The following is a 26,890-nucleotide window of genomic DNA, read 5'->3' on the forward strand; positions in this document are numbered from 1 at the left end:
CATGAGCATCCACCAGGACTCGAACGACCGGACCGCCATCGACGGCGGTGTCACGCCGGCCCCCGTGCGGATCGACGGCATCCCCGTCGGCGGCGACGCCCCCGCCTACGTCATCGGCGAGATCGGCCTCAACCACAACGGCGACGTCGAGCTCGCCAAGCGACTCATCGACGTCGCTGCGGACGCCGGCGCCCAGGCCGTGAAGTTCCAGAAGCGCACACCGGAGATCTCGACCCCGGCGCACATGCGCGACGTCCCGCGGCAGACGCCCTGGGGCGAGATGAGCTACCTCGAGTACCGCTACCGCGTCGAGTTCGACCGTGAGCAGTACATCGAGATCGGCGACCACGCCACCCTCCGGGGTCTCAGCTGGTTCGCCTCCCCCTGGGACGAGCCGTCCGTCGACTTCCTCGAGGACCTCGGTGTCAGTGCCCACAAGGTCGCGTCGGCCTCGGTGACCGACTCGGGGCTGCTGACCCGTCTCGCCGCCACGGGGAAGCCGATCATCCTCTCCACCGGGATGTCGACGCTCGAGCAGATCGACCGCGCCGTCGAACTCCTCGCGGGCTCCCCGCTCGTGATCCTCCACGCGACCTCGACCTACCCCCTGCCTCCCGAGGAGGCCAACCTCCGCATGATCGACAGCCTGGCGGCCCGGTACCCCGGCGTCCCCGTCGGGTACTCCGGGCACGAGACCGGCCTGCAGATCTCCCTCGCCGCGGTCGCGCTCGGAGCGAAGGTCGTCGAACGACACATCACGCTCGACCGCGCCATGTGGGGGTCCGACCACGCCGCTTCGCTCGAGCCGCACGGGTTCTCGAACCTCGTCCGCGACATCCGCGTCATCGAGACGGCGATGGGCGACGGCGTCAAGCGCATCTTCCCCGGCGAACTCGCACCGTTGGCGAAACTGCGCAGGGTCGATGCCTGATCACGGACCCCGCCGGCGGGTGATCGGGGTGGTGGACTCCGACTCCTTCGTGAAGTGGGGTGCCGCCACCCTGTCCCGAGCGTCCGACTGGGACGTCGACCTCGTCCTGATCGAGAGCGACGTGTCGGCGACCGATCGTCAGGTGGACATCGCGTTGCTGCACACGGCGTTCGAGGGGCGGCCCGTCCGTCGGTTGACGCTCCGTCAGCTGATCGCCTTCGTCGGATCCGAGCGCCCCGACGGCGTCTTCGTCTCGACCAGGGGGCCGGTCGCGGAGGTCGTCATCTCTGAGCTGCTCGCGCTGGGGCGCACCACCCGCCCGGTCCTCCTCACGGGGCTGCCGGGCATCTCCATCCCCGCGAAATGGAAGGGGATCTTCCTCCGCGCCCAGGCGGACGTCTTCATCCTGCACAGCCACCGCGAGGTCGCGGCCTACCGGGAACTCGCCGCGGAGCACGGGGTCGAGCCGGCGTTCGCGCTGGCCACCCTGCCGTTCCTCGCCGTCGCCCCGGCCCAGCCGCCCGCCGAAGACGTCGATCCGGCCCCGCGGACCCGGGTCGTGTTCGCGGCGCAGGCGACCGTCCCGGCCGATCGCGGCGACCGGCTGCGGATCATCTCCTGGCTGCGGACCCTCGCCAACCGGCATCGCGACCTCGACGTCGTCATCAAGGTCCGAGGCCTCGCCGGCGACCCCCAGACGCATCACGAGCACTACCCCTTCGACACCCTCCTCACCGGCCCGATCCCGACGAACCTCAGGGTCGCCACCGGTTCGATGGCCGTGCACCTCGGCCACGCGGCCGGTCTCGTCACCGTGAGCTCCACCGCCGCGATCGAGGCCGTCGCGGCCGGGGTCCCGGTCATCGTGCTCGACGACTTCGGCGTCGATCCGGCGCTCATCAACAGCGTGTTCGAGGGCAGTGGCCTCCTGGCGTCCAAGGAGGAACTCATGGCCGCTCGGTTCCGCCACCCGAACGAGGACTGGCTCCAGCAGAACTACTTCCATCCCGCCGAGGAGGACGACTGGATCGAGCGGTCCGAGGTTGCCTTCGCCGCCCGCGACCGCGGTGTCCTACCGATCCGTCCGCGGGCACGACAGAGCCGGGGCGGCATGCTCCGCACGGGCTGGGAGCGACGCCGGGCGTTCGGTCGAGCCGACACGAGCGTCCTCGGGACGGTCGCGTTCGTCATCGGTCGCCCGATCCAGATCGCCCGCCGCCTGGTGCGCCGCGTGCGCGGGATCCGACCAGCCGAGCGGCGACCGATCCCGTCACGCCGACTGGAGCCGATCGAACCGGAGACGACCATGCGGGCTCCACGCGGCGCCCGGCACCGGACGGCCCGCTGACGACCGCGACGGTGGTGCCGCCCGATCAGGCGGCCTCATCGTCGACGGGAGCGGCGCGACCCGGTCAGTTCGCGCCGACGGTGACCACGGGTGCGCCCGTGGAGGTGTCGTCGGCCGGCATCTCTGCGGCGAGCCGGTTGGCCTCCTGGATGAGCGTCGCGACGATCTCGGACTCCGGGACCGTCTTGATCACCTCACCCTTCACGAAGATCTGCCCCTTGCCGTTGCCGCTGGCGACGCCGAGGTCGGCCTCGCGGGCCTCCCCCGGACCGTTCACGACACACCCCATGACGGCGACGCGGAGTGGGACGCTCATCCCCTCCAAGCCGTCGGTGACGTCGTTCGCGAGCTTGTAGACGTCGACCTGGGCGCGTCCGCAGCTCGGGCAGGAGACGATCTCGAGCTTCCGTTCGCGGAGGTTCAACGACTGCAGGATCTGCAGGCCGACCTTGATCTCCTCCGCCGGCGGGGCCGAGAGCGACACGCGGATGGTGTCGCCGATCCCCTCGGAGAGCAGGATGCCGAAGGCGGTCGCGCTCTTGATGGTGCCCTGGAACGACGGACCGGCCTCGGTCACGCCCAGGTGCAAGGGCCAGTCGCCGCGTTCCGCGAGGAGCCGGTAGGCCTTCACCATGACGACCGGGTCGTTGTGCTTGACCGAGATCTTGAAGTCGTGGAAGTCGTGCTCCTCGAAGAGGCTCGCCTCCCAGACGGCACTCTCGACGAGGGCCTCCGGCGTGGCCTTGCCGTACTTCTGCAGCAGGCGTGGATCGAGGGAGCCGGCGTTGACGCCGATGCGGAGCGAGACGCCGGCCGCCTTCGCGCGACGGGCGATCTCGCCGACCTGGTCGTCGAACTTCCGGATGTTGCCCGGATTGACCCTGACCGCCGCGCACCCCGCGTCGATGGCGGCGTACACGTAGGCGGGCTGGAAGTGGATGTCCGCGATGACCGGGATCTGACTCTTCTTCGCGATGATCGGCAGCACCTCGGCGTCGTCTCGCGTCGGGACGGCGACGCGGACGATGTCGCAGCCCGAGGCCGTCAGCTCAGCGATCTGCTGCAGGGTCGCGTTGATGTTCGTCGTCTGGGTCGTCGTCATCGACTGGACGCTCACCGGGGCGTCACCGCCGACGAGGACCTTGCCGACCTTGATCTGTCGCGACTTCCGTCGCGGGCTGAGCGTCTCGGGAACCGACGGAAGACCCAGATTGATAGCTACCACGAGCCTCAGCTTACGCGCGCGACGCCCCGCAGGCTCCCCGTGGGCTGAATGCCGGCTGGGACGTCGCGGTCCGCGGTCAGCGGGTGGGAGGAGCCTCCCGATTCGCTCGTAGGATGCCGAGCCGTTCCCGGTACTCGGCCTCGTCCACCTCCCCCTGGGCGAACCGCTCGGCGAGTACTTGCTCGGCGCTCCGGGTGCCGTCCTGACGCGAGGCCCATGGCGGCCCCTGGCGGCCGTCCTGAGACGATCCAGCCCAGGCGCGGCGACGCCACCGTCGACCGACGAGGGCGATGACGAGGGCGATCACGGCGACCCAGAACACGGGGATGAGGGCGAGCCACAGGAGGTGGAACCCCGGCCCGTTCCAGCCAGGGTGCATGGCGGTCGTGGCGAGCATGGTCAGCGAGGTGGACACGATGGACTCCGTTCGTCGGGCGGGCGACGACGACCGTCGTCCGCATCACGACATCGAGCCTCCTCCGGCGGCCGGCCGCGCGCATCCGACGACGGGACCGATCGCGGGACTCCCCCGGGAGTAGGCGGCGTTCCGCTCAGGAACCGGGGCTGACCAGCCCGGTCTCGTACGCGATGACGACGAGTCGGACCCGGTCCCGCGCGGCCAGCTTCGACATGACGCGCGAAACGTGGGTCTTCGCCGTCAACGGGCTGAGGAACAGCGCACCGCCGATCTCCTCGTTGGTGAGGCCGCGCCCGACGAGGGCCAGCACCTCGCGTTCGCGGTCCGTGAGGCCGGCGATCGCGGCAGCGTCGAGCGGCGCCGCGATCACCCCGGCGACCTGCGTCAGGAGGCGTCTCGTGACCCCCGGAGACAGGAGCGCGTCGCCCGACGCCACCACCCGCACCGCTCTGATGAGTTCGGCGGGCTCCGTGTCCTTCACCAGGAACCCACTTGCGCCAGCCCGGATCGCCTGGGCGACATACTCGTCGAGCTCGAAGGTGGTCACGACGATGATGCGGGTCGACCCCAGCGCCGGGTCGGCGACGATCGCCTCGGTCGCCGCGAGACCGTCACCACCCGGCATCCTGATGTCCATGAGCACAACGTCCGGGTGTCCGCGGCGGACCAGCTCGAGCGCCGCCTCACCGGTCGCCGCCTCACCGACGACCTCGATGTCGGGCTCGGCGTCGAGCAGGGCGCGGAACCCACCACGGATGAGCGCCTGATCGTCGACGACGACCACGCGGATCATGCGGAGCCTCGCACCGGGACGCGCGCCTCGACCCGGAACCCGCCGAGCGGGCTGCGTCCCGTCTCGAGCGTTCCGCCCAGGAGTTCGGCGCGCTCGGTCATCCCGAGCAGCCCGTTCCCGCGCTCCGCAGGACCCGCCGGTCCCCCGACCCCGTCGTCGGTCACGCTCAGGCGGTACACGCCGTCCACCTCCACGAGTTCGATGACGACCCGCCGTGCACGCGCATGCCGAAGGATGTTCGTGACGCTCTCCTGGGCGATGCGGTACAGCGCCGACTGCACGGCGACGCCGGGCTGCGTGGTGAGGTGCTGCTCCAGCACCGTCTCGACACCCTGCTCGCGGAGGGCCTCGGCGAGGAGCGGCAGCGCGGTCAGGTCGGGGCCCGGTCGGGTCGGGGCGTCGGTCGCCGGATCGGCCGCGCCGTCGGAGCCCCGGAGGACGTCGAGGAGTCCGCGCACCTCGTCGAGCGAGGTCGTGCTCGCCATCCTGATGTTCGTGAGCGCCTCCCTCGCACGTTCCGGCTGGGAGTCCATGAGGTGGAGCCCCATCCCGGCCTGCACGGCGATCTGCGCGAGCGAGTGCGCGATGACGTCGTGGAGGTCACGCGCGATGCGGACGCGCTCCTCCTGCGCGGCGGAGGCGCGGCGCTCCCCCTGGCGGATCCGGAACGCCTGGAGCTGCTCGCGCCTCGTCCGGAGGCCCTCGGCGAGGAGGACGGCGATGACGACGACGACCGTCGTGACCCCGATCCGGAAGCCGGACAGCCCCCAGCCGACGGCGAGGGCAGTGGCGAGCGGGAGCACCCAGGCGAGCCCCAGTGAGAGGTAGGCCCAGCCGCGCGCCCCGCGGACGATCCCCGAACCGGCGGCGAACGCGAGGGCGACGGCTGGTGGCCCCCACACCGGCCCCGTGAGCATCGACGTGCTGGAGAGGACGGCAACGACGGCGACCGTCGGGCCCGGCGATCGTCGGGCGGCGAGGAGGGCCAGGACGGCGCCGAGCACGGTCAGCACGGCCGAGAGACGGGACCACGCCGAAGCGTCGGCTCCTGCGGCAAGCGAGCCGTGGAGCGCGAGTGCGGCGGTCGCCGGAACCTGGACGACGAAGGAGACGACCACGGGAGCCCACAGCCGCCAGACGGGTCGGCCCGGTCGGATCAGCGGATCGCCGAAGCGGCCGTCGCCGGGGCGCCCCTGCGCCGCGTTCGTCTCGACCGATGGCATCCCTGCATGGTACCCGCGGGCCTCGCCAGTGGCGTCGGCTCCGCGGTGCACTGTCCGTACTCCCCCGGGAGTACGGACGCGCCCGGAGCACCGGGACCTCGGGTGGGCCGCGACTATCCGAAGAGGTTGACCGGCTTGACGATGTCCGCGTAGACGAGGAGGGCGCTCATGCCGCCCAGGACGATGACCACGCCGAAGGTCAGCGGGATCAGCTTCGCCGCGTCGACCGGGCCGGGATCGCGACGTCGGAAGACCTTCGCGACACCGCGCCGGAGCGCCTCCCACAGAGCTGCGGCGACGTGACCGCCGTCGAGGGGCAGCAGGGGGATGAGGTTGAAGACGAACAGCGCGACGTTGAGCGAGCCGAGGATGCCGAACACCGTGGCCGCCTTCGACGCGACGGGGATCTGATCGAGGCTGACGACCTCACCGACGACCCGTCCGACGCCCACGACGCTCATCGGCCCGTTCGGATCGCGCTCCCCAGGACCGAATGCGGCCTGCCCGACGTCGATGAGGCGCTGCGGCAGGTTCAGGATGATGTTCGCGGTGCGGGCGATGGTGTCGCCGACCGTCGGCAGGATGGCGGTGACCGGCTGGGCGACCATCTGCTGCTGCGGGGTGATCCCCACGAAGCCGACCTCGTGGGTCTTGGGCGAGCCGTCGGCATTGGTGACGATCTTGCCGGTGTCGGCGTCCACGACGTCCCGTTCGAGGAGCAGCGGCGTCAGGGTGAGGTCCAGTCGTTCCTCACCGCGGGCGACCTCGAGGGCGAGCGGCTCGCCGGGCGAGCGCTGCACTGCAGCGGACACCTCCGCGAAGGTGGAGACCGGGGTGCCCTGGATCGACAGGATCGTGTCGCCCGGCTTCAGGCCGGCTGCGGCGGCCGGACTCTCCGGATCGCCGGCTGCGCAGCTCTGCCGTTCGCTCGTCGACGGCAGGACGCATTCGTAGACGGAGGTCAGGGTGCTGCTCTGCTGCGGGACACCGAACCCGGACACCGCGATGCCGATGAACAGGACGGCGAGGACGAGGTTCATCGTCGGACCGCCGAGCATCACGACGATCCGCTTCCAGACGGGCAGACGGTAGAAGGTGCGCTCCTCGTCCCCGGCCCCGATGGTGTCGGCACTCGCCTCACGCGCATCCTGGACGAGGGTGTCGAAGAAGCCGGTGCTCGCGTTCCGCGCGGCCTCGCCGGGCTGCTTCGGGGGGAACATGCCGATCATGGAGATGTACCCGCCGAGCGGGATCATCTTCACGCCGTACTCCGTCTCACCCTTCCGGCGCGACCAGATGGTGCGCCCGAAGCCGATCATGTACTGGGTGACACGCACGCCGAACAGCTTCGCCGGCACGAGGTGCCCGACCTCGTGCAGCCCGATGGAGACGATGAGGCCCACGAGCACGATGACGATGCCGAGGATGTAGAGGAGGACGGTTTCCACGGCGCAACCTTACTCGCGCCGGGACGGCCCCGACTGCGCGCCGGCTGTGCGGACGCCCTGAGGGTCTGGACAGGCGCCGAGGAGCGTCAACCGATCCGCTGCTGCGCGCGCGCCCTCGCCCAACGTTCCGCCTCGGCGAGCGCCTCCCGGGTGAGTTCGCCCTCGGGTGCCTCGTGGTCGTCGACGACCGCGCGCACGGTGTCGAGGATGCCGAGGTAGCCGAGCCGCCCGGTGTGGAACGCCTCGACGGCCTCCTCGTTCGCGGCGTTGAACACCGCCGGGTAGGTCCGGCCCTGTCCGCCGACGAGTTTCGCGAGGCGCACCGCCGGGAACGCCTCGTGGTCGAGCGGTTCGAAGGTCCACTGCTGCGGCGAGGTCCAGTCGAGCGGGACACCGACCCCGCCGACCCGGTTCGGCCAATCCAGGCCGAGCGAGATGGGCAACCGCATGTCGGGCGGGGAGGCCTGCGCGATCGTCGACCCATCGACGAACTCGACCATCGAGTGGACGATCGACTGCGGGTGGACGGTCACCTCGATGCGGTCGTAGGGGACGTCGAACAGCAGGTGCGCCTCGATCACCTCGAGACCCTTGTTGACGAGGGTCGAGGAGTTGGTGGTCACGACGAGGCCCATGTCCCAGGTGGGGTGGGCGAGGGCTTCGGCCGGGGTGACATCGGCCAGCGAGGCGCGGTCCCGTCCACGGAACGGACCGCCGGAGGCGGTCAACACGAGCCGACGGACCTCGGCCGGGGTGCCGGAGCGGAGCGCCTGGGCGATCGCCGAGTGTTCGGAGTCGACCGGCACGATCTGGCCGGGAGCCGCGATGCGCCGGACCAGGTCGCCGCCGACGATGAGCGACTCCTTGTTCGCGAGGGCGAGCGTCCTGCCCGTCTCGAGGGCCGCGAGGGTCGGCCCGAGCCCGATGGAACCGGTGATGCCGTTCAGCACCACGTCGGCGTCGACGCTCCGGATCAACCGTTCGGCGTCGGCGGCCCCCAGGGCGGTGTCGTCGACGTGGAACGCGGCGGCCTGTTCGGCGAGCAACTCCGCGTTGGAGCCGGCGGTCAGGCCGACCACCTCGAAGCGGTCGCGGTCACCGCGGATGACGTCCAGCGCTTGCGTACCGATCGAGCCGGTGGATCCGAGGATGATGACGCGTCTCACGCCGGTCAGTCTACGGCGGTGGGTGGTGGAACGGTCAGCCTGCAGCTGGCGCGGTGGTGCTGCTCGCGTCGAGGATGTCGATCACGAACACGATCGTGTCGTCGGCCTCGATGCCGGCCTGGCTGTTGCCACCGGCGGGTCCGTACCCGAGGTCGGGCGGGATGACCGCGACGACCTGTGAGCCGATGTGCTGTCCGGCGATCGCACTCGAGAAACCCTGCACCACGGCGGACAGCTGGAAGTTCGTCGGCCCGTTGCCCCAGCTCTCGTCGAAGACCTCACCCGTCCGCCAGTTGACACCCTGGTAGTTGATGATGACCTCGGCGTCCGGCTGCACCACGGCGCCGTCGCCCTGCTTGAGGACCGCGACCTGCAGCTCGGCCGGGGCCGCCGCCTCGGGGATCGTCACCGTCGGGCGGCCGGCGGAGTCGAGTTCGACCGCCGGCATCCCGGCGACGGGCTCCTGCGGAACGCCGTCCGCCTTCGCGTCGCTGTGCACCGTGCTGAGCACGTCGGCCACCACGACCAGGGGCTGGTCGGCCTGGACCGTGCCGTCGCTCGAACCCGCCGAACCGAACCCGTCACCGGCGGTCACGAAGGCCGCGACCCGCGTGCCGACCGTCGTGCACTCGACCGCGCGGACGAGGCCCTTCAAGTACTTCTGGTCGTTGACGACGATCGCCGTCGCCGGGCTCGCCCCGTAGGCGGTCTGCGCGACGACGGAGCCCGTGACGGCGTTGTAGATCGACATCTCGACGAACGTCGTGTCGCCTGGCTCGACGCGCTCGCCGCCGCCCTTCGTCACGATGGACCGCTCGGTCCTCTCCGCGGAGAGGGAGCCCTTCGCGAAGGTGACCTCGGGGATCCGACCGAAGTCGCCGCTCACCGAGATCGCCTTGGAGGCGGTGCCCGCGCTCGTGTCGGCGCACTCCCCCGGGCCGGCGAGCGCCTGCGACTGCGACGTCGCCGAACTGCAGGCCGTCAGCGACACGAGGGACGCGATGACGGCCAGGAGGGAGAGGCTCTTGCGCACAGGGGAACTTTCGGTCGTTGCTGAGGGGTCGGTCCAGTCTCACCCACCAGGCTCCATGCTGGCTGACAGCGCGCCGAGCATCCTCGCTGCTCCGCCGCCCGGCCAGTATGCCGAACCGCGCATGCGTCCGCGAGTACAGTCGTCCGCATGGCCGATGAGGAGCAGACGCAGCGACGCGCCCGGGAATCGTCGGAGGGGCGAGCAGCCGTCAGCCCGGAACCGACCTCGAAGCCCGGACTCGTGTACTACGTCGGGCGGGCGGTGTTGAACACCACGGCGAAGCTGCTCTACCGCCCGAAGATCATCGGCCGGAAGAACGTGCCGAAGCGCGGCCCGGTCATCCTCGCGAGCAACCACCTCTCGTTCATCGACAGCATCGCGATCCCCATCAGTGCGCCTCGACGCGTGCAGTTCCTCGCGAAGTCCGACTACTTCACCGGCCGGGGGCTGAAGGGGTGGGTGTCGCGCACCTTCTTCACCTCGATCGGCGCCGTGGGTGTCGAACGCGGCGTCGGGCAGGCAGCCCAGGAGGCCCTCGACCAGGGACGGCGGATCCTCGAGGGCGGCGACGCCTTCGCGATCTACCCGGAGGGCACGCGTTCGCTCGACGGGCGTCTGTACCGCGGCAGGACCGGGGTCGCCTGGCTGGCGCTCACGACCGGCGCGACCGTGGTGCCCGTCGGCCTCATCGGCACCGACGAGCTCATGCCCGTCGGCACGACGATCCCCAAGTTCAAGCCCGTCACCGTGATCTTCGGAGAGCCGCTCGATCTGAGCCACCACGGCGCAGCCGAGTCCGGACGCGCACGCCGGAAGGCGACCGACGAGATCATGGCCGCGATCCACGCCCTCACCGGGCAGGAGCTCGCGAACGCCTACAACGAGTCGCCGCCGGCCGACGCCGTCGAGCGGATCAAGCGAGCCCTGCGCCCCGAACGTCTCTGAGTCGCGGCATCCGACCGGTCGGTACCCGGGTGGCCCGCGGCGGCCATCCGGTCAGGCTGCTTCCTCGGATCCCGCGACGACGATCGTCGGCTCGTGTCGCACCGGGAAGTTCACCGAGTTGGCGATGAAGCACAGCTCGTTCGCCCTGGCGTGCCCGGCCCTCGCGGCATCGACCATCGAGGGGTCCGCGACGGTGACGCGCGGGCGGAGGACGACCTCGGTGAAGGCACCGCTGCCCGCACCGTCCTCGACCATCGTGCCGACCGCGTCGTCCGCGTAGGCCGTCACGACGACACCGAGGGTCACCGCCACGTGCAGGTACGACAGGAGGTGGCACTGGGCGAGGGACGCGAGGAGCAGCTCCTCCGGATTCCACCGGCTCGGGTCGCCCCGGAACGGGCGGTCGGCGGAACCCTCGAGGTCGTGTTTGCCGGCCGCGGTGACGGTGAGCTCCCTGGAGTAATCGCGGTACCCGCTCGTACCCGTCCCGAGGTCGCCGTCCCAGCGGACGCCGATGGTGTAGTCGTGGTGGCCGGAGATCATGCCACCAGTATCCCACTGGCCTGCCCACCGCAGGCCTGCCCAGCGGTACCGGTGTCAGGAGGTCGCGCTACGCTGGAGGACTATGACTGACACGATCGACACCACGAACCAGACGTCCGCCTCCGCCCCCAGCGTGACGCAGGAGCGTCGGATCGTGACGGCCGTTCCGGGGCCCCGCTCGCAGGCGCTCCACGCCCGCCGGACCGCTGTCGTGTCCGACGGCGTGTCGAGCGTCCTCCCCGTCTACATCGAGCGTGCCCACGGCGCCATCGTGGTCGACGTCGACGGCAACCAGTTCATCGACCTCGGCGCCGGTATCGGCGTCACCACGATCGGGCACACGGAGTCCTCCGTCGTCGGCGCCGTCCAGGACCAGGCGGCCGACGTCCTCCACACCCTCTTCACGATCACGCCCTACGAGGAGTACGTGCGGGTCGCCGAGCTCCTCGCCGAGCACACCCCCGGCGACTTCCCGAAGAAGTCCGTGCTCGTCAACTCCGGAGCCGAAGCCGTCGAGAACGGTGTCAAGATCGCTCGGAAGTACACCGGTCGTCGTGCCGTCGCGGTGCTCGACCACGGCTACCACGGGCGCACCAACCTGACGATGGCGATGAACTACAAGGCGGCCCCGTACGCCACCGGCTACGGCCCGTTCGCCGGCGACGTCTACCACGCACCCAACTCCTACCCGTACCACGACGGCCTCAGCGGCGAAGCCGCGGCGGCGCGCACCATCGCCTACCTCGAGAAGCGCATCGGCGCGACGGACCTGGCCTGCCTGGTCGTCGAGCCGATCCAGGGCGAGGGCGGTTTCGTCGTGCCCGCGGACGGCTTCCTGCCCGCCCTGCAGGAATGGTGCACCGCCAACGGCGTCGTCTTCATCGCCGACGAGATCCAGAGCGGTATGGCCCGCACCGGCGAGTACTTCGCGAGCTCGCACTTCGGCCTCGTGCCGGACCTCGTGCTGAGCGCGAAGGGCATCGCCGGCGGCCTCCCCCTCGCAGCGGTGACCGGGCGCGCGGAGATCATGGACGCGAGCCAGCCTGGCGGGCTCGGCGGGACGTTCGGCGGCAACCCCGTCGCGTGCGCCGCCTCGGTCGCGGTCTTCGAATCGATCGAGTCCCGCGGCCTGCTCGCCGAGGCCGACCGCATCGGTGCGACCCTCACGGCAGCCCTGCTCGAGCTGCAGCGGAAGTACGACATCATCGGTGACGTCCGCGGCATCGGCGCGATGATCGCCATGGAGCTCGTCCAGCCCGGCACCGGCGACACCACGAAGGAGCCCAACGCGGCAGCGGTCAGTGCCATCGCGGCCGCCGCGGCCCAGCAGGGTGTGCTCGTCCTCACGGCCGGCACCTACGGCAACGTCCTCCGCTTCCTCCCGAGCCTCGCGGTCTCCGACGAACTCATCGCCGACGCGATGACCGTCATCGACCAGGCGCTCGCGGCGCTGTGAGCACGGCCGCCCCGCAGACCTTCGCCGTCGAGGACGCCGTCGAACTCGCCGTCGTCGAACGGAGCGGGTTCATCGAGTCGAGGCACGCCGGTTCGGCGATCGTCCTCGGGCCGGAAGGCGAGGTGCTCGCGAGTCTCGGTACGCCGAATGCGCCGGTCTTCCCGCGCTCCTGCCTGAAGCCCTTCCAGGCGATCACAATCATGAACGCGGGCGTCTCGCTGGAGGGCGCGCAGGCCGTGCTCGCCACCGCGAGCCATGCCGGCACGCGCAAGCACGTCCAGGTCGTGCGGAGCATGCTCGGACGCGCTCGCATCGAGGACTCGGCGCTGCAGTGTCCGGCTGACTGGCCGGGCGACCGCTCCTCGCGCGACGAGCTCGTCCGCGACGGACTCGGCACGAGTCCGCTGTACATGAACTGTTCGGGGAAGCACGCGGCCATGCTGCTCGCCTGTGCGCAGAACGGCTGGGATCAGGCGACGTACCTCGATCCCGAGCATCCCCTGCAGCTCGCCATCCGCGACACCATCGAACGGTTCACCGGCGAGAAGCCGGCCGCGAGCGGCGTCGACGGTTGCGGTGCCCCGGTGCACGCGATCTCCCTCACCGGGCTCGCGCGCGGCATCGGGCGCGTGGTCAACTCATCGCCGACCTCACCGTTCGCGCTGTACCGGAACGCCGGACTGCTCACAGCGGCGGTCCTCGCCGACGGCTGGGCGCTCGATGGTCCTGGCCGGGCGAACACCCTCGTCATCGAACGGCTCGGCGTGTTCGCCAAGCTCGGCGCCGAAGGCGTCATGGTCATGTCGGTCCCGGGTGGCGCGACCGTGGCGCTCAAGGTGCTCGACGGTTCGCTCCGTGTCTCGACGATCGTGGCTCTCCGACTGCTCGTCTCGGTCGGTGCGCTCGACGGGGCAGCCGTCGACGCGCTCGAACCCGAGCTCGACCTCGCCGTCCACGGCGGCGCAGCCGTGGTCGGACGCATCACCGTCACGGCCGTCTGATCACCGACGGGGCCGGTCTGCTCGGCACGTGCTTCAGCCATCAAGCAGATCCACCCGTCGGGTCGATTCGCCGGCGCGCCACCACCAGGCCCGACCACTCGCGTAGCCGAGCAGTGGCGGCAGTTCCCGACTCCGCGTGACCTGCCGGAAGTCCGCGGCCGAGCAGGCGTGGATCACGACGTCCGCCCGGGCCACCCTGGGCGGCAGGTCGCGCCCGACGACCAGCCGACCCGACGACCAGGTCTCCGGGTCGACGAGGACGATCAGAGCCGTCGGATCGTCGTCCCGGGGATCTTCGGTCCGGCGCCCCGCGACCATCGGGGGCGTGAACGGTTCTGCCGCCGGTTCGAGCAGCCGCACCTCGGCATGCGAGGTGCCGCGCTGCTGCAGCGCCGAACGCAGCACACCCGGTGCGCGGGTCACCACGACCGTGGTGCTGCCGGGACTCGGCCGCCACCGGTGGGCGTCGATCGTGGGGACCCGGTGCGGCAGCGGCGACGTGATCGCGATCTGCACCTCTGCGTCCTGCCAGTGTGCCCGCCCGGCCGGGCGTCGCGGGTCGAAACAGCTCGCCGGCGCGCCGGCGACGAGATGATCCTGGCGATCCGCGAGCCGGAGCACCACGGTGCTGTCCAGATGTGCCGAGAAGCGATGGACCACGCCGCCGACCCGCGAGGCCACCAGGACGACGCTGACCCCGCGGCGTCCGCCGTCGCGGAGGAGGGTCAGGATCGCCTCGCGGAGTGCGGCTCCGTGCTCGTCACCGGCGGTCGCCAGCAGCGATTCGACGTCATCGATGAGCAGCAGCGTCCTCTCGGGCGGGCGGAGCGGTTCGGACAGCGCCATGATGACGTCCCAGCCCTGCTCGGCATCGTGCGCTACGCGCTCGACCCGCCAGCGCCCGCGGGCCGCCGCTTCCACCGTGTCCAGGAAGGATGTCCGGCCGGAACGTCCGGCGCCGAGGACCAGCAGTGACCCGTCGGTCGACGGCCGCCAGATCGCCGGGCGCTGTGCCTGCTCTTCGGGGAGGTCGGCGAGTCCGAAGACGATGCCCTCGCCATCCGTCGGGTCGACGGTGGACGGCTCGCCATCGGCCGGGCCGGAATCGAATTCGAGGACGGCATGCAGCGGGAGGGTGTGTGGGAGCGGATCCAACCAGGGACGTCGAGGCCGGTGCGCGTCACGCCAGCGTTCGCGCACCGCGGTGAGATCGCCGGGACTCGTGACGGCTGCTTGGAAGACGATCCGCTCCTCGCCGTTCCAGACGATGCAGCGGCCAGGTGTCCCTGCGGGCAGGGCTGCGGCGTCCGGCACGCCGAGGACCGCCGTACTGTCCTGTCGGGAGGTGACCCTCAGCGAGAGGCGCAGGGTGCAGTTGGCGAGGATGGCGTCGGCTGCGACGGCGGCCGGACGCTGACTGCAGAGGATCAGATGGAGTCCGAGCGATCGGCCACGCGAAGCGAGGTCGGCGAAGACCTGGTGCAGGTGCGGGCTGGCGTCCAGGAGCGCTTGGAACTCGTCCACCACCACCACGAGCCGCGCCGGTCGATCGTCGGGCGCAATGGCGCTGTCCAGGAGATGCCGAGCCCCGAAGCGGGCGAGGATCCGCTCCCGGTGGCGGAGTTCCGCGCGCAGGCTCGACACGACCCGTTCCGCGGCACCCGGCTCGAGGTCGGTCACCATCCCGACGACGTGCGGCAGGGATTCGACGGCACCGAATGAGGCGCCGCCCTTGCAGTCGACCAGCAGGAGCGAAAGCTCCCTCGGTGAGGACCGAGCGGCGAGCGCCGTGATCCACGTGATCAACAGCTCGCTCTTCCCGCTCCCCGTCGTGCCACCGACCAGGGCATGCGGTCCGTCCGCCGCGAGGTCGAGGGTCACCTCGCCGTCCGTTCCGAGCCCGATGGCGACACGGAGTGCGTCAGGTGCCCAGTCGGCTGCATCCGGCGGGCGCCGCCCCCGGACCGGACCCACCTCCGCGAACGGGACGCTCGACGGCAGACTCGAGAGCATCGGGGATTCCCCGGTCGTCAGCGCGGCCGCGGCGAGCGCAGCGACGAGGTGCTGTGCCTCGGCCTCGGCCAGCAGCGTGGGCGCCACGGCGACGGACGGAGACGCTCCGGTGCCGTCGGCCAGCGTCGTCCGACCGTCGGCGTCGAGGACGAGGAGGTGACGGCACCTCGTCGGGATGAGTTCGACCGTGTCGGACAGCGCGACGAGTACGCCACCGGCTGGAGGGCGTCCCGCCTGACGGGCCGGGGCGACGGCCTCCGCCTGCCACCGTTCGGCGACCGACACCCTGAGGGACTCGAGCTCGCGCCCGCTGTGGAGCGGATCGACCACGGTCGCCGCCGACCGGTGCGGGAGCTCGTCGAGGAAGGCCCATGGTGAGACCTCGACGTCGGAGCCGGGGGCGGCGTCGCGGGTGAACTCGGCCGCATGCGGGGGCAGCTGGCGGCCGAGCTGGATCACGATGCTGCGAGCCACCGCCCGCGCCAGCACCCTCCCGCCGACGATGCCGATCCCCTCGGCGGCGTCGACGACGACGGGCGCGTCCGGGAGCCGCGCAGCCCACGCCCACCGCTCGTCGTCGGCTGCGGCGTCCACTCGGACCGAGCTGGCGGTCTCGCCGCGGCCGACGCTCACCAGGGTTCGCCGGTGATCGGGGACCCGCCACCGGGCGCGGTCCGGCCCGTCGAGGAGGTCGAGCGACCGCCCCGCCGGATGCAGGGTGCGCAGTTCCTCGCGTTCCGCGGCGTGGGCTCGCTCGATGTCACGCTCCAGTTGTTCGGAAGCGACACGATAGGCGGCTCGCGTCCGTCTCCCGCGCCGACGGCGCGTCCAGCGTGCGTCGACGAACCCGGCGACCGCGATGAGGGGACCGAGCGCGGCGAAGACGAGCGTCACCGGCGACCGGGTGATGGCGAACAGCGCGAGCGACCCGACCACAGGCGCGATGCTGGCGAGGATCGGGAGCGAACCCGATGTCGCCTCCTCCGGCCTCCGCGGCGCGTGCAGCCGGGCCGGTGGCGCGGTGGTCCGGTGCGATGGGATCGCCGAAGCGGTGACGTCCGTGGGGCTCATGGTCCCAGTGCAGCACGGCGCCGGGGCCCGCAGTCGCCGTGACCGGTCGCGTGGAACGGCCCGGCTGACGACGGAGGCTGTGGAGCAGGCTCAGGAGCCCGGCTGCTCCTGGGGCGCGGCCACAGTGTCGTCGAGCTCGGCGATGTCGAGCACCACGACCGAGACGTTGTCACGACCGCCGTTGTCGAGCGCGGCACGCAAGAGGAGTTCAGCGGCGTCGACGGGCGTGCTCCCCTCGGTAAGGAAGTACCAGATCCCGTGGTCGGTGAGCTCCTTGGTGAGCCCGTCGGAGCACACGAGCCATCGGGCGCCACCCTGGACCGGGAAGAGTTCGACGTCCGGCACCGGGTCGTCGGACGGGCCGACGGCCCGGGTGATCATGTTGCTGTTGGGGTGGAACTCGGCCTCTTCCGGGCTGATCGCTCCGGCGCGGATGAGTTCCTGCACGATCGAGTGGTCTTCGGTCATCTGGACGAGCTCGCCATCCTGCAGGCGGTACACGCGGGAGTCTCCGATGTTGAACACCGCGACCCTGCCCTCGCCCTCGTCGGCCGTCAACACGACGCCGGTGACGGTCGTGCCCATACCGAGCTCGCCCTCCTCCGCGGTGTCGATCATGTCGGCCACCGCCATGCGCAGCGCGTCGACGAGGCCGTCCACGGTGAGGATCTCGGCACCCTCGGTCGCGAGGGTCAGACGATGGGCGACCGCAGCGCTCGCGACCTCGCCGGCCGAGTGGCCTCCCATGCCGTCGGCGACGGCGAACACGGGTGGCAGCGCCACGAAGGCGTCCTCGTTCAACTCGCGCCGCTTGCCGACATCCGTCATCCCGGCCCAAGCCAGGGAGAGCCGACGACCGCCGGGCAGCGTGACGATCCGTTGCCCGTGCTCGGTCACGTCTGCTCCTCTAATACGGCTCGCGGTGGCTGATGCACCATCGACGATAGTACGGTACCGATGCGCCACCCGACCGCCCCACGCCGCTCCCCCGATTCCAGGAGGAGGATCAGCCATGGGAGTGACGGATCCGGAGGCCGTGGTCGCCCCGCCCTGCGGATCCGCTTGCCGCACGTGGGACCCGCTGACATGATCGACGCATGATACGAGCGAGCTCCGACCCGCATCCGAAGGCGGCCCAGCCCGATGACACCTCGAAGGCGATCATCGAGCAGCTCCAGACCGACGGACGGCGGTCCTATGCCGAGATCGGGAAGGCGGTCGGGCTGAGCGAGGCGGCCGTCCGGCAGCGCGTGCAGAAACTCACCGAGTCCGGGGTCATCCAGATCGTCGCGGTCACCGACCCCATGCAGCTCGGGTTCACGCGCCAGGCGATGATCGGTGTGCGGGTGGCGGGTGACACCCGGGTCGTCGCTGACCGCCTGGCAGGCCTTGCCGCCGTGGACTACGTGGTGCTCACCGCCGGATCCTTCGACCTCCTGGTCGAGGTCGTCTGCGAAGACGACGAGGAGCTCATCGCGCTCCTGAACGACGACATCCGCACGATCGACGGCGTCGCGGGAACCGAGACCTTCGTCTATCTGCGCCTACACAAGCAGCTCTACGACTGGGGCACCCGCTAGGTCCCGAGGGCGGACTCCGCACTCGGCGCCGACGTGCGCGTTGCGCACCGCGTACCCCCCGATCGCGGTACTCTCAACCCATGCCCGCGAAGCCGACCGGAGAACGGACGCCCCCGTCCGACGCGTCGCGGTCGAGCGGCACCGAGGGCTCGGCGATCGGCGGCGACACCGGTCCCGTGAGGACCGGCCCGCATGCCGTGGACGTCCCCCGACGTGTCGGGCGCATGACCGGCTACAGCGCCTTCCCACAGCTCCTCTTCGGACTGGCCGTCGTCGCCATCCTGTTCGCGACACTGCTGTTCCAGGGCGTCGAGGACAACTCCGTCCTGTTCTACGTCGGCGTCATCCTCGCATTCATCGCGACGGCGCTCGCTCCGATCGTGCCCTGGCATCAGGTGCCGCGGCTCCTCATCGCGCTCCCCATCCTCGACATCGTCGCCATCGCGTTCATCAGGCAGGGCGAACCCGTGATCGGCGCGGGACTCCTCTGGGTCTTCCCGACCATCTGGATGGCGACGGCCTTCGGGCTCTCGGGCGCCGTCATCGCCATCGCCCTCGTGTGCGCGTCGACCTGGTCGACGCTGGCCATGACCCCCGGGCAGATCACCCTCGCCAACCTCCCCGGCCTCGTCATCCTTCCGATGGTGCTCGGATTCGTCGCCGTGTCCACAGCGATGACGGCGAAACGGACGGAGGCCCAGCGCGTGCTCCTCAACAAGCAGGCCGGCCAGCTGGAGACCGCCCTCTGGCGGGCCCAGGATCAGGAGAGCCGCCTCGCCGAGATCCTCAACGCGGTCAACTTCGGCGTGGTCCGCTTCGACCGCATCGGCGCCAGGGCGATGGTGAACCGCTTCCAGACCCGTCTGCAGGACGAGGTCGGCGAACTGTCCGACGTCAATCCCGACCTCCCGGTATGGGCTGAGGACGGGTTGACCCCGCTCGAGCCGCAGGACAAGCCGTACATCCGGGCGCGTCGTGGTGAGGAGTTCGAGAACCTGACGGTCTGGCTCGGAGCCCCCGGCACGGAGCGGGTCGCCCTCGCCCTCACCTCCCGGCGGCTCTACGACCACGAGGGCGGGTACGACGGCACCGTGCTCGTCTCGCGGAACGTCACGACGGAGATCAATGCGATCCGCGCCAGGGACGACCTCGTCGCATCCGTGTCGCACGAGCTCCGGACGCCGCTCACCTCGATCCTCGGCTACCTCGACCTCGCGCTCGACGACCCGGAGCTGCCGCCCCGTGTCGCGAAGCAACTGACGATCGCGCAGACCAACGGCGACCGACTCCTGGAACTCATCGCCGACATCCTCGCCGCTTCCCGGGACGTCAACCGCACGATGGCACTCAAGCGCTCCGACTGCGAGCTCCGCGAGATCGTCGACGCCGCGGTCGAGTCGCTCGCGCACCTCGCCGCCGAGCGGAACATCACCATCGTCCGCCACGACGAGGAAGCGGTGCCGCTCTTCGCCGACCCGTTCCGGCTCCGCCAGGTCGTCGACAACCTCCTGTCCAACGGCATCAAGTACAACCGCGACGGCGGTGAACTGAGCGTCGGGGTCACGGCCGAGGGCGACACCGCCTGGGTGATCGTGCGAGACACGGGTATCGGCATCTCGGAGAAGGATCAGCCGAAACTCTTCGAGCGGTTCTTCCGCTCAGATCTCGTCCGCAACTCGACCGTGCACGGCAGCGGGCTCGGTCTCGCCATCAGTCGCGACATCGTCCGACTCCACGGCGGGGATCTGACCCTCCACAGCGTTCTGGGCGAGGGCACCACCGCGGTCGTCCGTATCCCGAGAGGCCGGACCGAATGACCCTCGACACGCAGACCGTCGCCGTGATCAACGCGCTCGTGATCTTCGTCTGCGGCGCGACGTTCATCGTCAACACCTTCATGCGGAAGGACGACGACAGCGGGCGGGTGTGGTCCGTGTCGTACATGGCGGGGATGTTCACGAGCTTCTCCTACGTTGTCGGTGCGCTCAGCCCCGACGCCTGGTGGGCCACCGCAGCAGGAAACGGCGGCTACGTCCTGAGCATCGCCGCACTCTGGTCGGGAGCACGCCTGTTCAACGGTCGGTCGAACCTGCTGTGGATCTCCCTCGTCGGCGCCGCGGTCGCCGTCGTCGCTACGCTCTCCGCCGGTCCATCAGGTGGCCCCTGGGCGGGATCGGCCGTGACGTTCGCCAGCATCGCCCTGTTCGCCGGGCTCGGGACGGTCGAGACCCTCACCGGCGCGACGCGCGACAATCCGAGCACGCGCGGCTTCACCGTCGTGCTCGGTATCGCGGCCGCGTTCTTCGCGGCGCGGTTCGTCGTCTTCCTCGTCGAGGGCCCGTCCGGCAGGGTCTTCGACACCTTCTTCGGGACGGTCGCCTCCTCGCTCCTCCTGATCGCACTCCTGATCGTGGCGACGGTCGTGCTGTCCGTGCTCCGCGCCGAACGGGCCGCCCCAGCGAGCCGTCGACACGGGAGCATCGTCGCCTACACCGGGGACGACGTCCTCCTCCACGAGTCCTTCATCAGGATCGCGGAGGACTGGCTGGAGCGGGCCAACTTCCACGACGAACAGCTCGCGATCATGCACATCCGGCTCGACGACCTCGACGAGATGACGACCGCCTTCGGATCGAACTTCAGCACCGAGGTCGTCGAAGGGTTCATCTCCTCGATCCGTCGGTACGGACCGACGCTCTCCGACATCGGGGAGGACGGCGCGGGGAGTCTCCTCGTCGCGACACCCGCGGCAGACGTCGACGTGGCGCTGCAGGCGGCCGCCGGCATCCAGGACGGGCTGCTCGACCACCCGGTCGAGACGACACCCCGACTGCGACCGACCGCGAGCATCGGCATCGCCCTCACCGACTACCTCGGGTACGACGTCGGGGTGCTCACCCGATCGGCCAGAGACGCAAGTCTCCGCGCGGCCGACGCCGGAGGCAACCGGACCGTCCTCGCCGCGTCATCGGCGAGGGGCGCCTGAGGACCTCGCCGATCGGGCGAAGTCCCTCGGTCACTCCGGTTGGGCGATCGCGATGGTCAGGGTGTCCACCGCGGTCTGCTTCGCGTATTCGGCCGACGTCGGGGTCGCCTGGACGAGCAGCTCGTAGGTGATCGTCAGCGTGACGCCGGTCGCGGCGTCGTCCACTTCAGGAAGCACGAAGGTCTGGCTGTAGCTGTACGGTGCCTTGATCAGGTACCCGGGCGCCACCGTCGACTGGTCGGTGAACGGAGCCGGCGACTCCAGCTGACCCGTGGGCCCGTGGACGGTCGTCGTGAGCGTCACCCGCGACAGGTAGAGCGCCTGGAGGTCGTCGGGGGTGAGGATGCCGCTCAGTGAGAAGCTCACGGGTTTGTTGACGTCGGCCGTCCAGGCGTCCATCGAGAGCGTCGACCAGTAGTCGACCGAGAGGGTCGCCGACCCCGCCGTGAGTGAGTGCTTTGCGCTCCCGCTCGCCAGTTCGTTCGTGATGGCACTGACCGTCGGTTTCGGTGTCTTGGAGGTCCGCGGGGACGCCGTCGGCCCCGCACCCGGCTCCTCCCACGGAGGCGTTCCACAGGCACTCAGTCCGAGGACGAGGAGCGCTGCTGTCGCGAGCTGCGCGGCGTGGACGAGACGCCGGTTCCGCACCGGGCTGGGCTGCTGGGACATGGGACTCCTGGCGGGGTTCGGAGGGGCGGTCGGGCGATGCTCAGGACGTCGCGCGACCCCCCTGAACTGGGGGCACAGCGAATCTTGAGGAAATCCTGAGCCGACGCTATCGCATTCGCGCGCCAAACCAGCACCCGGCGCGGCAGAGTTGGCTCTACAGCGCGAACCGCTGTATCCGGCCCACTCAGAACAGGACCTCTGATGTCAGAACTCGAAGCGCGACCCGACAACGCTCGGCCCAACGCACAGCAGGCTGACCCTCGGTACATTCAGACCCAGCCGCTTCTCGCGCCCGAACTTGAAGCGTATGCGAACGAATTCATCGACTCGGTCAACTCGCTTCCCGAGTACCGCGCCACCATCGGCTGCATCATCCCCGCCTACAACGAGGAGGAGTCACTGCCGGCCGTCCTGGCCTCCCTGCTCGAGCAGACGCGGATGCCCGACGTGATCCACGTGGTCATCAACAACACCACCGACCGCTCGGTCGACGTCGCAGCGCCCTACGCCGGCCCGCACTCGAAGGTCGACGAGCACGGGTACGAGCAGTTCACCGAGGTGTTCATCCACGACATCGGCAAGAACCCCGACAAGAAGGTCGGCGCGCTGAACTACGGCTTCACGCTCGTCGAGGGGTACGACTACCTCCTCGGTGTCGACGGCGACACCGTCGCCGACCCGACGGCCATCGAGTCCCTCGAAGCGGAGATCGTCTCCGACACCCGCATCGGTGGCATCTCCGCGATCTTCTCGATCGACGACGAGCCGTTCAAGAAGCAGATCATCCCGGCCTTCCTCATCGCCGGTCAGCGCACGCAGTTCGCCGCGTTCAACATGCAGAACATGCTGCGAGGCCGCAACATGGCCGTGCTCGGCGGGCAGTACTCCATCTTCTCCGTGCAGGCGCTCCGCGACGCCATGGAGCAGAACCACCAGTCGACCCCCTGGGTGAAGGACTCCGAGGTCGAGGACTCGCTTCTGTCGTTGCAGATCAAGAGCGCCGGCTACCTCACGAAGATCAGCGCCCGCGCCCGCGCCGACGTCGGCGGCATGACCACTGTCCGCTCCCTGGACGCTCAGCAGGTCAAGTGGAACTACGGCGCCATCGAGCTCATGTGGCCGGGCCAGCGCGGCGACACCAAGGGGCAGCCGTTCCACCCGAACCTCCGGCTGCGGTGGCTCGAGAACGCGGAGATGCTCCTCAACATCGTCACGCGCATCCTCTTCATCGTGCTGCTGGCCGGTTCGCTGTCGATCCACGCGTTCGTGTTCAGCCCCGTGTGGCTCATCCCGCCGGTCGTCGCGATCCTCCTCAACCTCCGCATCGCGCTGTCGATGAAGAAGCGCAACACCCGCGACATCCTCTTCGCCGTCCTGGTGTTCCCGGCCGAGTTCTACATGTGGATCCGCATGGGCCACTTCATCCGGGCATGGTCGAAGTTCGCGTCCAACAAGAAGGTCGACAACTGGGCCGAGCAGGCCAAGGCCGAGCGCGGCTCGGGCAACGCCCACCTCGCGCCGCTCCTCTTCGTCCTCGCCGCGATCATCGCGATCGTCGCCGTCTGGACCCAACTGTCCCCCGTCGTGCAGTCCACGATCCTCTGGGCGGGTTGGCCCGTGCTCGGTGTCATCACCGTGCTGCAGACGCTCAGCATGTTCGGCAAGCTCATCCGTCGCCAGCGCGGCTACCGGGTGTGATGACGTCCGACCCAGGAACCGTCGACGCCGGCGAGCTGCGCAGGTTGCTCCGAGAACTCTCGGGTGACCTGCGCAGTCGTCGTCGCTTCGTGCACACCTACGTCGAGATGTGGCCGACTCGCCTCAGTCGCCTCGAAGCCGCCCTGACGGCCGGGGACCTCGACGAGGCGAAGGTCGTGCTCCTCAGCATCCGCTCCTCCAGCATCATGCTCGGCGTCATCGGGGTCTCCGCGCTGGCGAGCGCCGGACTTCGCGCCGTGGAACAGGCCGACCTCGAACGAGTCGCGGACATCCGGTCCGCGCTCGCGGACCTCGGAGCGCGCAGCTGCGAACGACTGCTCGAACTGGACGCGGCCGACACCTCGGAGGCGTGACGAACGGACGCTTCCGTCGGCGACGGACCGGCTCCGATCTGGAGCGGCGTGCGCTCAGTCGTCGGAGGTCATCCGATAGCCGACGCCGCGGACCGTCTCGATGAAGCGCGGCGCGACGGTGCTGTCCGCGAGCTTCCGGCGCAGGTTGGCGAGGTGGACCTCGATGGCGCGCTTGTCGGCCTCACTGACGTAATACGCGGTGATGTAGCTCTCGCCACGGAGCATCAGCGCCAGGTCTGCCTTGCTGCGCACCCGACGCCGGGACTCCATGAGCGCCTGCAGCAGGTCGAACTCACTCCGCGTCAGGTCGACCTCACCGCCGTCGACCTCGACGATGCGCGTCGCCGGGCTCAGTTTGAGACCACGGTGGACGAGCCACCCCTCGGTGTCGTCGGACGCGGATGCCGCGGGCTGCATGATGATGGGGACGACCGACTGCCCGACCGGAGCGGCATGACGCGCGACGTTCTCGTGCACGATCGTGGGCTCGGACGACTGGACCGGCTGCTGGGCCATGGGCTGCGCCTGAGGCAGGACGGCCGCGGCCGGCGACGGCGCAGCCTGAACGGCCACCGGAGCCGGTGCCGTCGCGGCGGGCGCTTCGCCGTTCGCGCGAGGCCGACGCAGCATGGCCTCGATGCGCGCCCGGAGTTCACGGGGTCTGAACGGCTTGGTCATGTAGTCGTCGGCGCCGGAGTCGAGCCCCTGCAGGGTGTCGATCTCATCGCCACGGGCCGTGAGCATCACGATGTAGGTCGAGCTGATGGCCCGGATCCGCTTAGCCGCCTCGAACCCGTCGATGCCGGGCATACTGACGTCAAGGGTGGTGACGAGGGGGTCGTGGATACGGACCGCCTCAACGCCGTCCAGGCCGTTCGCTGCGGACACCGTCTCGAAGCCGGCCTGCTCCAACACGGTCTCGAGCAACTGACGGATGTCAGCGTCGTCCTCGATGACGACTGCGGTTCGACGTTCGCCCAGCTGATCGGTCACGATGCCCCTACCCGTTCCACCCGTCAGCGACGTGCCGGATGTGACCGTCGCCGGCTCACCACGCGCTGAATCCCTTGGCCAGTTGCACGGCCTGCTCCGGCCACCATACCCCAGCAAGGGGGCCACCGTTGCATGCCCCGTCGCTCTCGCCGGGGGCTTTCACCCAGAGGTTCGCGTCGAGGTGCTCGGCCTGCGCCGTGAGCGGTTGCTGCCCGACCGTCCGGCCTGACGGGTTGCACCATTCGCCGTTCGATCCGCTCCCGTTGCGCGAGGTGTCGATGACGTAGTGCGCACCGTCGAGCAGTCCGCTCAGCTCCTCCGCGTACGCGATCTCGTCCTCGGTCGCGTTGTAGTTCGAGACGTTGGTCGCGAAGCCCGTCGCGTCGGCCACGCCGGCCTCCTTGAGGAGCCCGGCCATCTCCGACGGCGGCCGCCAGTCGGAGTGTCCGCCGTCGAGGTACACGGGCACGGACGCTGCCGCGAACTGCTTCGTCGCGGCACGCAATTGCTGCATCCGCGCGGTCCGGTCGCCGCAGTCGGGTGCGAGGGCGACCGCGTCCGGCTCGAGGACGATCGCCACCCGGTGGTCGGCGACGGCCGCGACGATCTCAGCGACCCAATCCTGGTAGTCGTCGCTCGACAGGCCACCGGCGGATTCGTTGCCGCAGTCACGCTCGGGCACGCCGTAGACGGTGAAGACGGGCATGGAGCCTGCGCGCTCGGCGGAGCGGACGATGTCCGACACCGTCGCTTCGACCGTGCCGATCGGGTACCGCTCAGGTACGAGCCAGATCGCCGTGGGTTCCGCCGCCAGCCGAGCCGCCGCCGCGCGCTGCTGCGCCGTGTCCGATGGATCACCGTTCGAGCCGTTGCTCGTCCCGGTGGTTGCGGAGGATGTCGGCTCTTGCGACGCCAGGCCCGCTTCCGCAGCAGCGCGAGCCGCCAGCGAGGTCGGATCGACGTACAACTGCGCGCCGTCGAACGGGCCGGCCGCGGCACTCGGGACGCGGCTCACGATCGACACCGCGAGGGCTCCACCGGCGAGGAGGACGGCGACGACGCCGAGGGCGACGGCCGTGCGGATGCGACGTCGGTCGCGGGGTGTTCTCGGCACGGATCCTCCAGCATGGTCATCCGCAATTGTGCCCGACATTCCGGTCGTACGGTGCCGATTCGCCCGAATCCGTCCCCCGAGCGGGGGCCGCGCGCAAGGGGTGCAGACCACGCGCGCCGCGTCCTAGGCTCGTGCTGCGGCGTTCACCGCGCGAGCGACCCCAGGAGGCACGATGTCCCAGTCGACAGCATTGACGTCACCGGACGTCCGATCCATCAGCCCGAGGCGCACGGACCCGGCATGGCGCTCCGGCCTCGCGCTCGTCTGCTTCCTGCTGATCGCCTTCGCGGTCGCGGCGTTCGGTTCGCTGACCACCATGGACCAGATCGACGGCTGGTACGCCGATGCTGACAAGGCGGCCTGGAACCCGCCGAACTGGATCTTCGGTCCGGTCTGGACAGTGCTGTACACATTGATCGCCGTGGCGGCGTGGTTGGTCTGGCGACGACGACGGGACGGTACCCCTGAGCTGAGCGACGGAGCGAGCCGGGCGCTCGTGCTGTACATCGTCCAGCTGATCCTCAACGCCCTCTGGACCCCGTGCTTCTTCGGGCTGTACCCGCTCATCGGCGCGCCGGCCCTGTGGATCGCACTCGTCATAATCCTCGCGCTCGACTTCGCCGTCCTCGCGACCATGCTCGCCTTCTGGGAGGTCTCGCGGGTCGCCGCCGTGCTCCTCATCCCGTATTGGGCCTGGCTGCTCTTCGCCACGACCCTCAACTGGGCGCTCGCGTCCCTCAACAGCTGATCCCGGGGGCACAGCACACCCTGGCCTTCTCCGCAACGTTGTCCGACGGCCCTCCCCTCCCTACTCTTAATTAGCGGAGCGACGCCTCGGTCGCTCCGAACGGCCCGAGGAGCG

General features: G+C 70.1%; 24 protein-coding genes. 11 read left to right on the top strand and 13 right to left on the bottom strand.

The genetic code is table 11. The features are described 5' to 3' along the window. Position 1: 1 nt before the first annotated feature. Positions 2-931, top strand: a complete 930-nt coding sequence (locus ITJ57_RS12900; protein ID WP_194670526.1) for an N-acetylneuraminate synthase family protein — start codon at positions 2-4, stop codon at positions 929-931. Further along, the gene (locus ITJ57_RS12905) at positions 924-2,279 is read left to right on the top strand and encodes a DUF6716 putative glycosyltransferase (RefSeq protein ID WP_194670527.1); all 1,356 of its coding nucleotides are present in this window, start codon (positions 924-926) and stop codon (positions 2,277-2,279) included. The genes ITJ57_RS12900 and ITJ57_RS12905 overlap by 8 nt, the downstream gene beginning before the upstream one ends. 64 nt (positions 2,280-2,343) lie before the next feature. On the opposite strand, the gene ispG is transcribed toward ITJ57_RS12905, so the two are convergent. The 7 genes from ispG to ITJ57_RS19820 form a co-directional block, all read right to left on the bottom strand. After that, positions 2,344-3,504 carry a flavodoxin-dependent (E)-4-hydroxy-3-methylbut-2-enyl-diphosphate synthase gene (ispG, locus tag ITJ57_RS12910; RefSeq protein ID WP_194670528.1) on the bottom strand — a complete coding sequence of 387 codons (1,161 nt, stop codon included), beginning with the start codon at positions 3,502-3,504 and terminating at the stop codon, positions 2,344-2,346. A gap of 76 nt (positions 3,505-3,580) precedes the next feature. Then, positions 3,581-3,919 (bottom strand): SHOCT domain-containing protein, encoded by a 339-nt coding sequence (locus ITJ57_RS12915; RefSeq protein ID WP_370582386.1) that lies wholly within the window; start codon positions 3,917-3,919, stop codon positions 3,581-3,583. Positions 3,920-4,055: 136 nt separating this feature from the next. Beyond that, positions 4,056-4,715: a response regulator transcription factor gene (locus ITJ57_RS12920; protein ID WP_194670529.1), complete on the bottom strand. Its 660-nt coding sequence runs from the start codon at positions 4,713-4,715 to the stop codon at positions 4,056-4,058. After that, positions 4,712-5,938 carry a sensor histidine kinase gene (locus ITJ57_RS12925; protein WP_194670530.1) on the bottom strand — a complete coding sequence of 409 codons (1,227 nt, stop codon included), beginning with the start codon at positions 5,936-5,938 and terminating at the stop codon, positions 4,712-4,714. Before ITJ57_RS12925 ends, ITJ57_RS12920 begins: the two co-directional genes overlap by 4 nt. A 113-nt stretch (positions 5,939-6,051) precedes the next feature. After that, on the bottom strand, positions 6,052-7,386 hold the full coding sequence (locus tag ITJ57_RS12930; protein WP_194670531.1) for an RIP metalloprotease: 1,335 nt from the start codon (positions 7,384-7,386) through the stop codon (positions 6,052-6,054). Positions 7,387-7,472: 86 nt separating this feature from the next. Next, positions 7,473-8,552, bottom strand: coding sequence for a 1-deoxy-D-xylulose-5-phosphate reductoisomerase (locus ITJ57_RS12935; RefSeq protein ID WP_194670532.1), 1,080 nt, complete (start codon positions 8,550-8,552; stop codon positions 7,473-7,475). A 34-nt stretch (positions 8,553-8,586) separates the two neighbouring features. Beyond that, the gene (locus ITJ57_RS19820; RefSeq protein WP_194670533.1) at positions 8,587-9,585 is read right to left on the bottom strand and encodes an FKBP-type peptidyl-prolyl cis-trans isomerase; all 999 of its coding nucleotides are present in this window, start codon (positions 9,583-9,585) and stop codon (positions 8,587-8,589) included. Between the two features lie 147 nt (positions 9,586-9,732). On the opposite strand from ITJ57_RS19820, the gene ITJ57_RS12945 reads away from it, so the two are divergent. Further along, positions 9,733-10,530: a 1-acyl-sn-glycerol-3-phosphate acyltransferase gene (locus ITJ57_RS12945; protein WP_194670534.1), complete on the top strand. Its 798-nt coding sequence runs from the start codon at positions 9,733-9,735 to the stop codon at positions 10,528-10,530. 51 nt (positions 10,531-10,581) lie between these two features. On the opposite strand, the gene ITJ57_RS12950 is transcribed toward ITJ57_RS12945, so the two are convergent. After that, a complete protein-coding gene (locus ITJ57_RS12950; protein WP_194670535.1) occupies positions 10,582-11,073 on the bottom strand; it encodes an OsmC family protein in 492 nt (163 codons plus the stop codon). Between the two features lie 82 nt (positions 11,074-11,155). On the opposite strand from ITJ57_RS12950, the gene gabT reads away from it, so the two are divergent. Together gabT and ITJ57_RS12960 are read left to right on the top strand one after the other, a co-directional pair. After that, entirely contained in the window at positions 11,156-12,529 is a 1,374-nt protein-coding gene (gene gabT / locus ITJ57_RS12955) for a 4-aminobutyrate--2-oxoglutarate transaminase (protein ID WP_194670536.1), read from the top strand. After that, positions 12,526-13,530 (top strand): asparaginase, encoded by a 1,005-nt coding sequence (locus ITJ57_RS12960; RefSeq protein ID WP_194670537.1) that lies wholly within the window; start codon positions 12,526-12,528, stop codon positions 13,528-13,530. Before gabT ends, ITJ57_RS12960 begins: the two co-directional genes overlap by 4 nt. 33 nt (positions 13,531-13,563) lie before the next feature. On the opposite strand, the gene ITJ57_RS12965 is transcribed toward ITJ57_RS12960, so the two are convergent. Together ITJ57_RS12965 and ITJ57_RS12970 are read right to left on the bottom strand one after the other, a co-directional pair. Continuing rightward, entirely contained in the window at positions 13,564-16,614 is a 3,051-nt protein-coding gene (locus ITJ57_RS12965) for an FtsK/SpoIIIE domain-containing protein (RefSeq protein ID WP_194670538.1), read from the bottom strand. Positions 16,615-16,704: 90 nt separating this feature from the next. Beyond that, positions 16,705-17,511, bottom strand: coding sequence for a PP2C family serine/threonine-protein phosphatase (locus ITJ57_RS12970; RefSeq protein WP_370582389.1), 807 nt, complete (start codon positions 17,509-17,511; stop codon positions 16,705-16,707). 200 nt (positions 17,512-17,711) lie between these two features. Here ITJ57_RS12970 and ITJ57_RS12975 point away from each other — a divergent pair, with 200 nt between their 5' ends. From ITJ57_RS12975 to ITJ57_RS12985, 3 genes are all read left to right on the top strand, one after another. Next, a complete protein-coding gene (locus tag ITJ57_RS12975; RefSeq protein ID WP_194670540.1) occupies positions 17,712-18,194 on the top strand; it encodes an Lrp/AsnC family transcriptional regulator in 483 nt (160 codons plus the stop codon). A gap of 80 nt (positions 18,195-18,274) precedes the next feature. Further along, positions 18,275-20,011 (top strand): sensor histidine kinase, encoded by a 1,737-nt coding sequence (locus ITJ57_RS12980; protein ID WP_194670541.1) that lies wholly within the window; start codon positions 18,275-18,277, stop codon positions 20,009-20,011. Continuing rightward, complete coding sequence (locus ITJ57_RS12985; protein WP_194670542.1) at positions 20,008-21,180, top strand: diguanylate cyclase; 1,173 nt, start codon at positions 20,008-20,010, stop codon at positions 21,178-21,180. Before ITJ57_RS12980 ends, ITJ57_RS12985 begins: the two co-directional genes overlap by 4 nt. A gap of 30 nt (positions 21,181-21,210) precedes the next feature. On the opposite strand, the gene ITJ57_RS12990 is transcribed toward ITJ57_RS12985, so the two are convergent. Beyond that, a complete protein-coding gene (locus tag ITJ57_RS12990) occupies positions 21,211-21,849 on the bottom strand; it encodes a hypothetical protein (RefSeq protein WP_228507240.1) in 639 nt (212 codons plus the stop codon). Between the two features lie 201 nt (positions 21,850-22,050). On the opposite strand from ITJ57_RS12990, the gene ITJ57_RS12995 reads away from it, so the two are divergent. Together ITJ57_RS12995 and ITJ57_RS13000 are read left to right on the top strand one after the other, a co-directional pair. Beyond that, a complete protein-coding gene (locus tag ITJ57_RS12995) occupies positions 22,051-23,547 on the top strand; it encodes a glycosyltransferase family 2 protein (RefSeq protein WP_194670543.1) in 1,497 nt (498 codons plus the stop codon). After that, positions 23,547-23,921, top strand: a complete 375-nt coding sequence (locus ITJ57_RS13000; protein ID WP_194670544.1) for a hypothetical protein — start codon at positions 23,547-23,549, stop codon at positions 23,919-23,921. The genes ITJ57_RS12995 and ITJ57_RS13000 overlap by 1 nt, the downstream gene beginning before the upstream one ends. A gap of 54 nt (positions 23,922-23,975) precedes the next feature. Here the strand turns inward: ITJ57_RS13000 and ITJ57_RS13005 are convergent, their stop codons facing one another. Next, a complete protein-coding gene (locus tag ITJ57_RS13005; protein ID WP_370582390.1) occupies positions 23,976-24,914 on the bottom strand; it encodes a response regulator transcription factor in 939 nt (312 codons plus the stop codon). A 55-nt stretch (positions 24,915-24,969) separates the two neighbouring features. Further along, positions 24,970-26,028 carry a glycoside hydrolase family 6 protein gene (locus ITJ57_RS13010; protein WP_370582391.1) on the bottom strand — a complete coding sequence of 353 codons (1,059 nt, stop codon included), beginning with the start codon at positions 26,026-26,028 and terminating at the stop codon, positions 24,970-24,972. Between the two features lie 172 nt (positions 26,029-26,200). Here ITJ57_RS13010 and ITJ57_RS13015 point away from each other — a divergent pair, with 172 nt between their 5' ends. Next, entirely contained in the window at positions 26,201-26,776 is a 576-nt protein-coding gene (locus ITJ57_RS13015) for a TspO/MBR family protein (protein ID WP_194670546.1), read from the top strand. Positions 26,777-26,890: the final 114 nt, after the last annotated feature.

The organism is Plantibacter sp. VKM Ac-2880 (genome assembly GCF_015351235.1).
Taxonomy (GTDB): domain Bacteria; phylum Actinomycetota; class Actinomycetes; order Actinomycetales; family Microbacteriaceae; genus Plantibacter.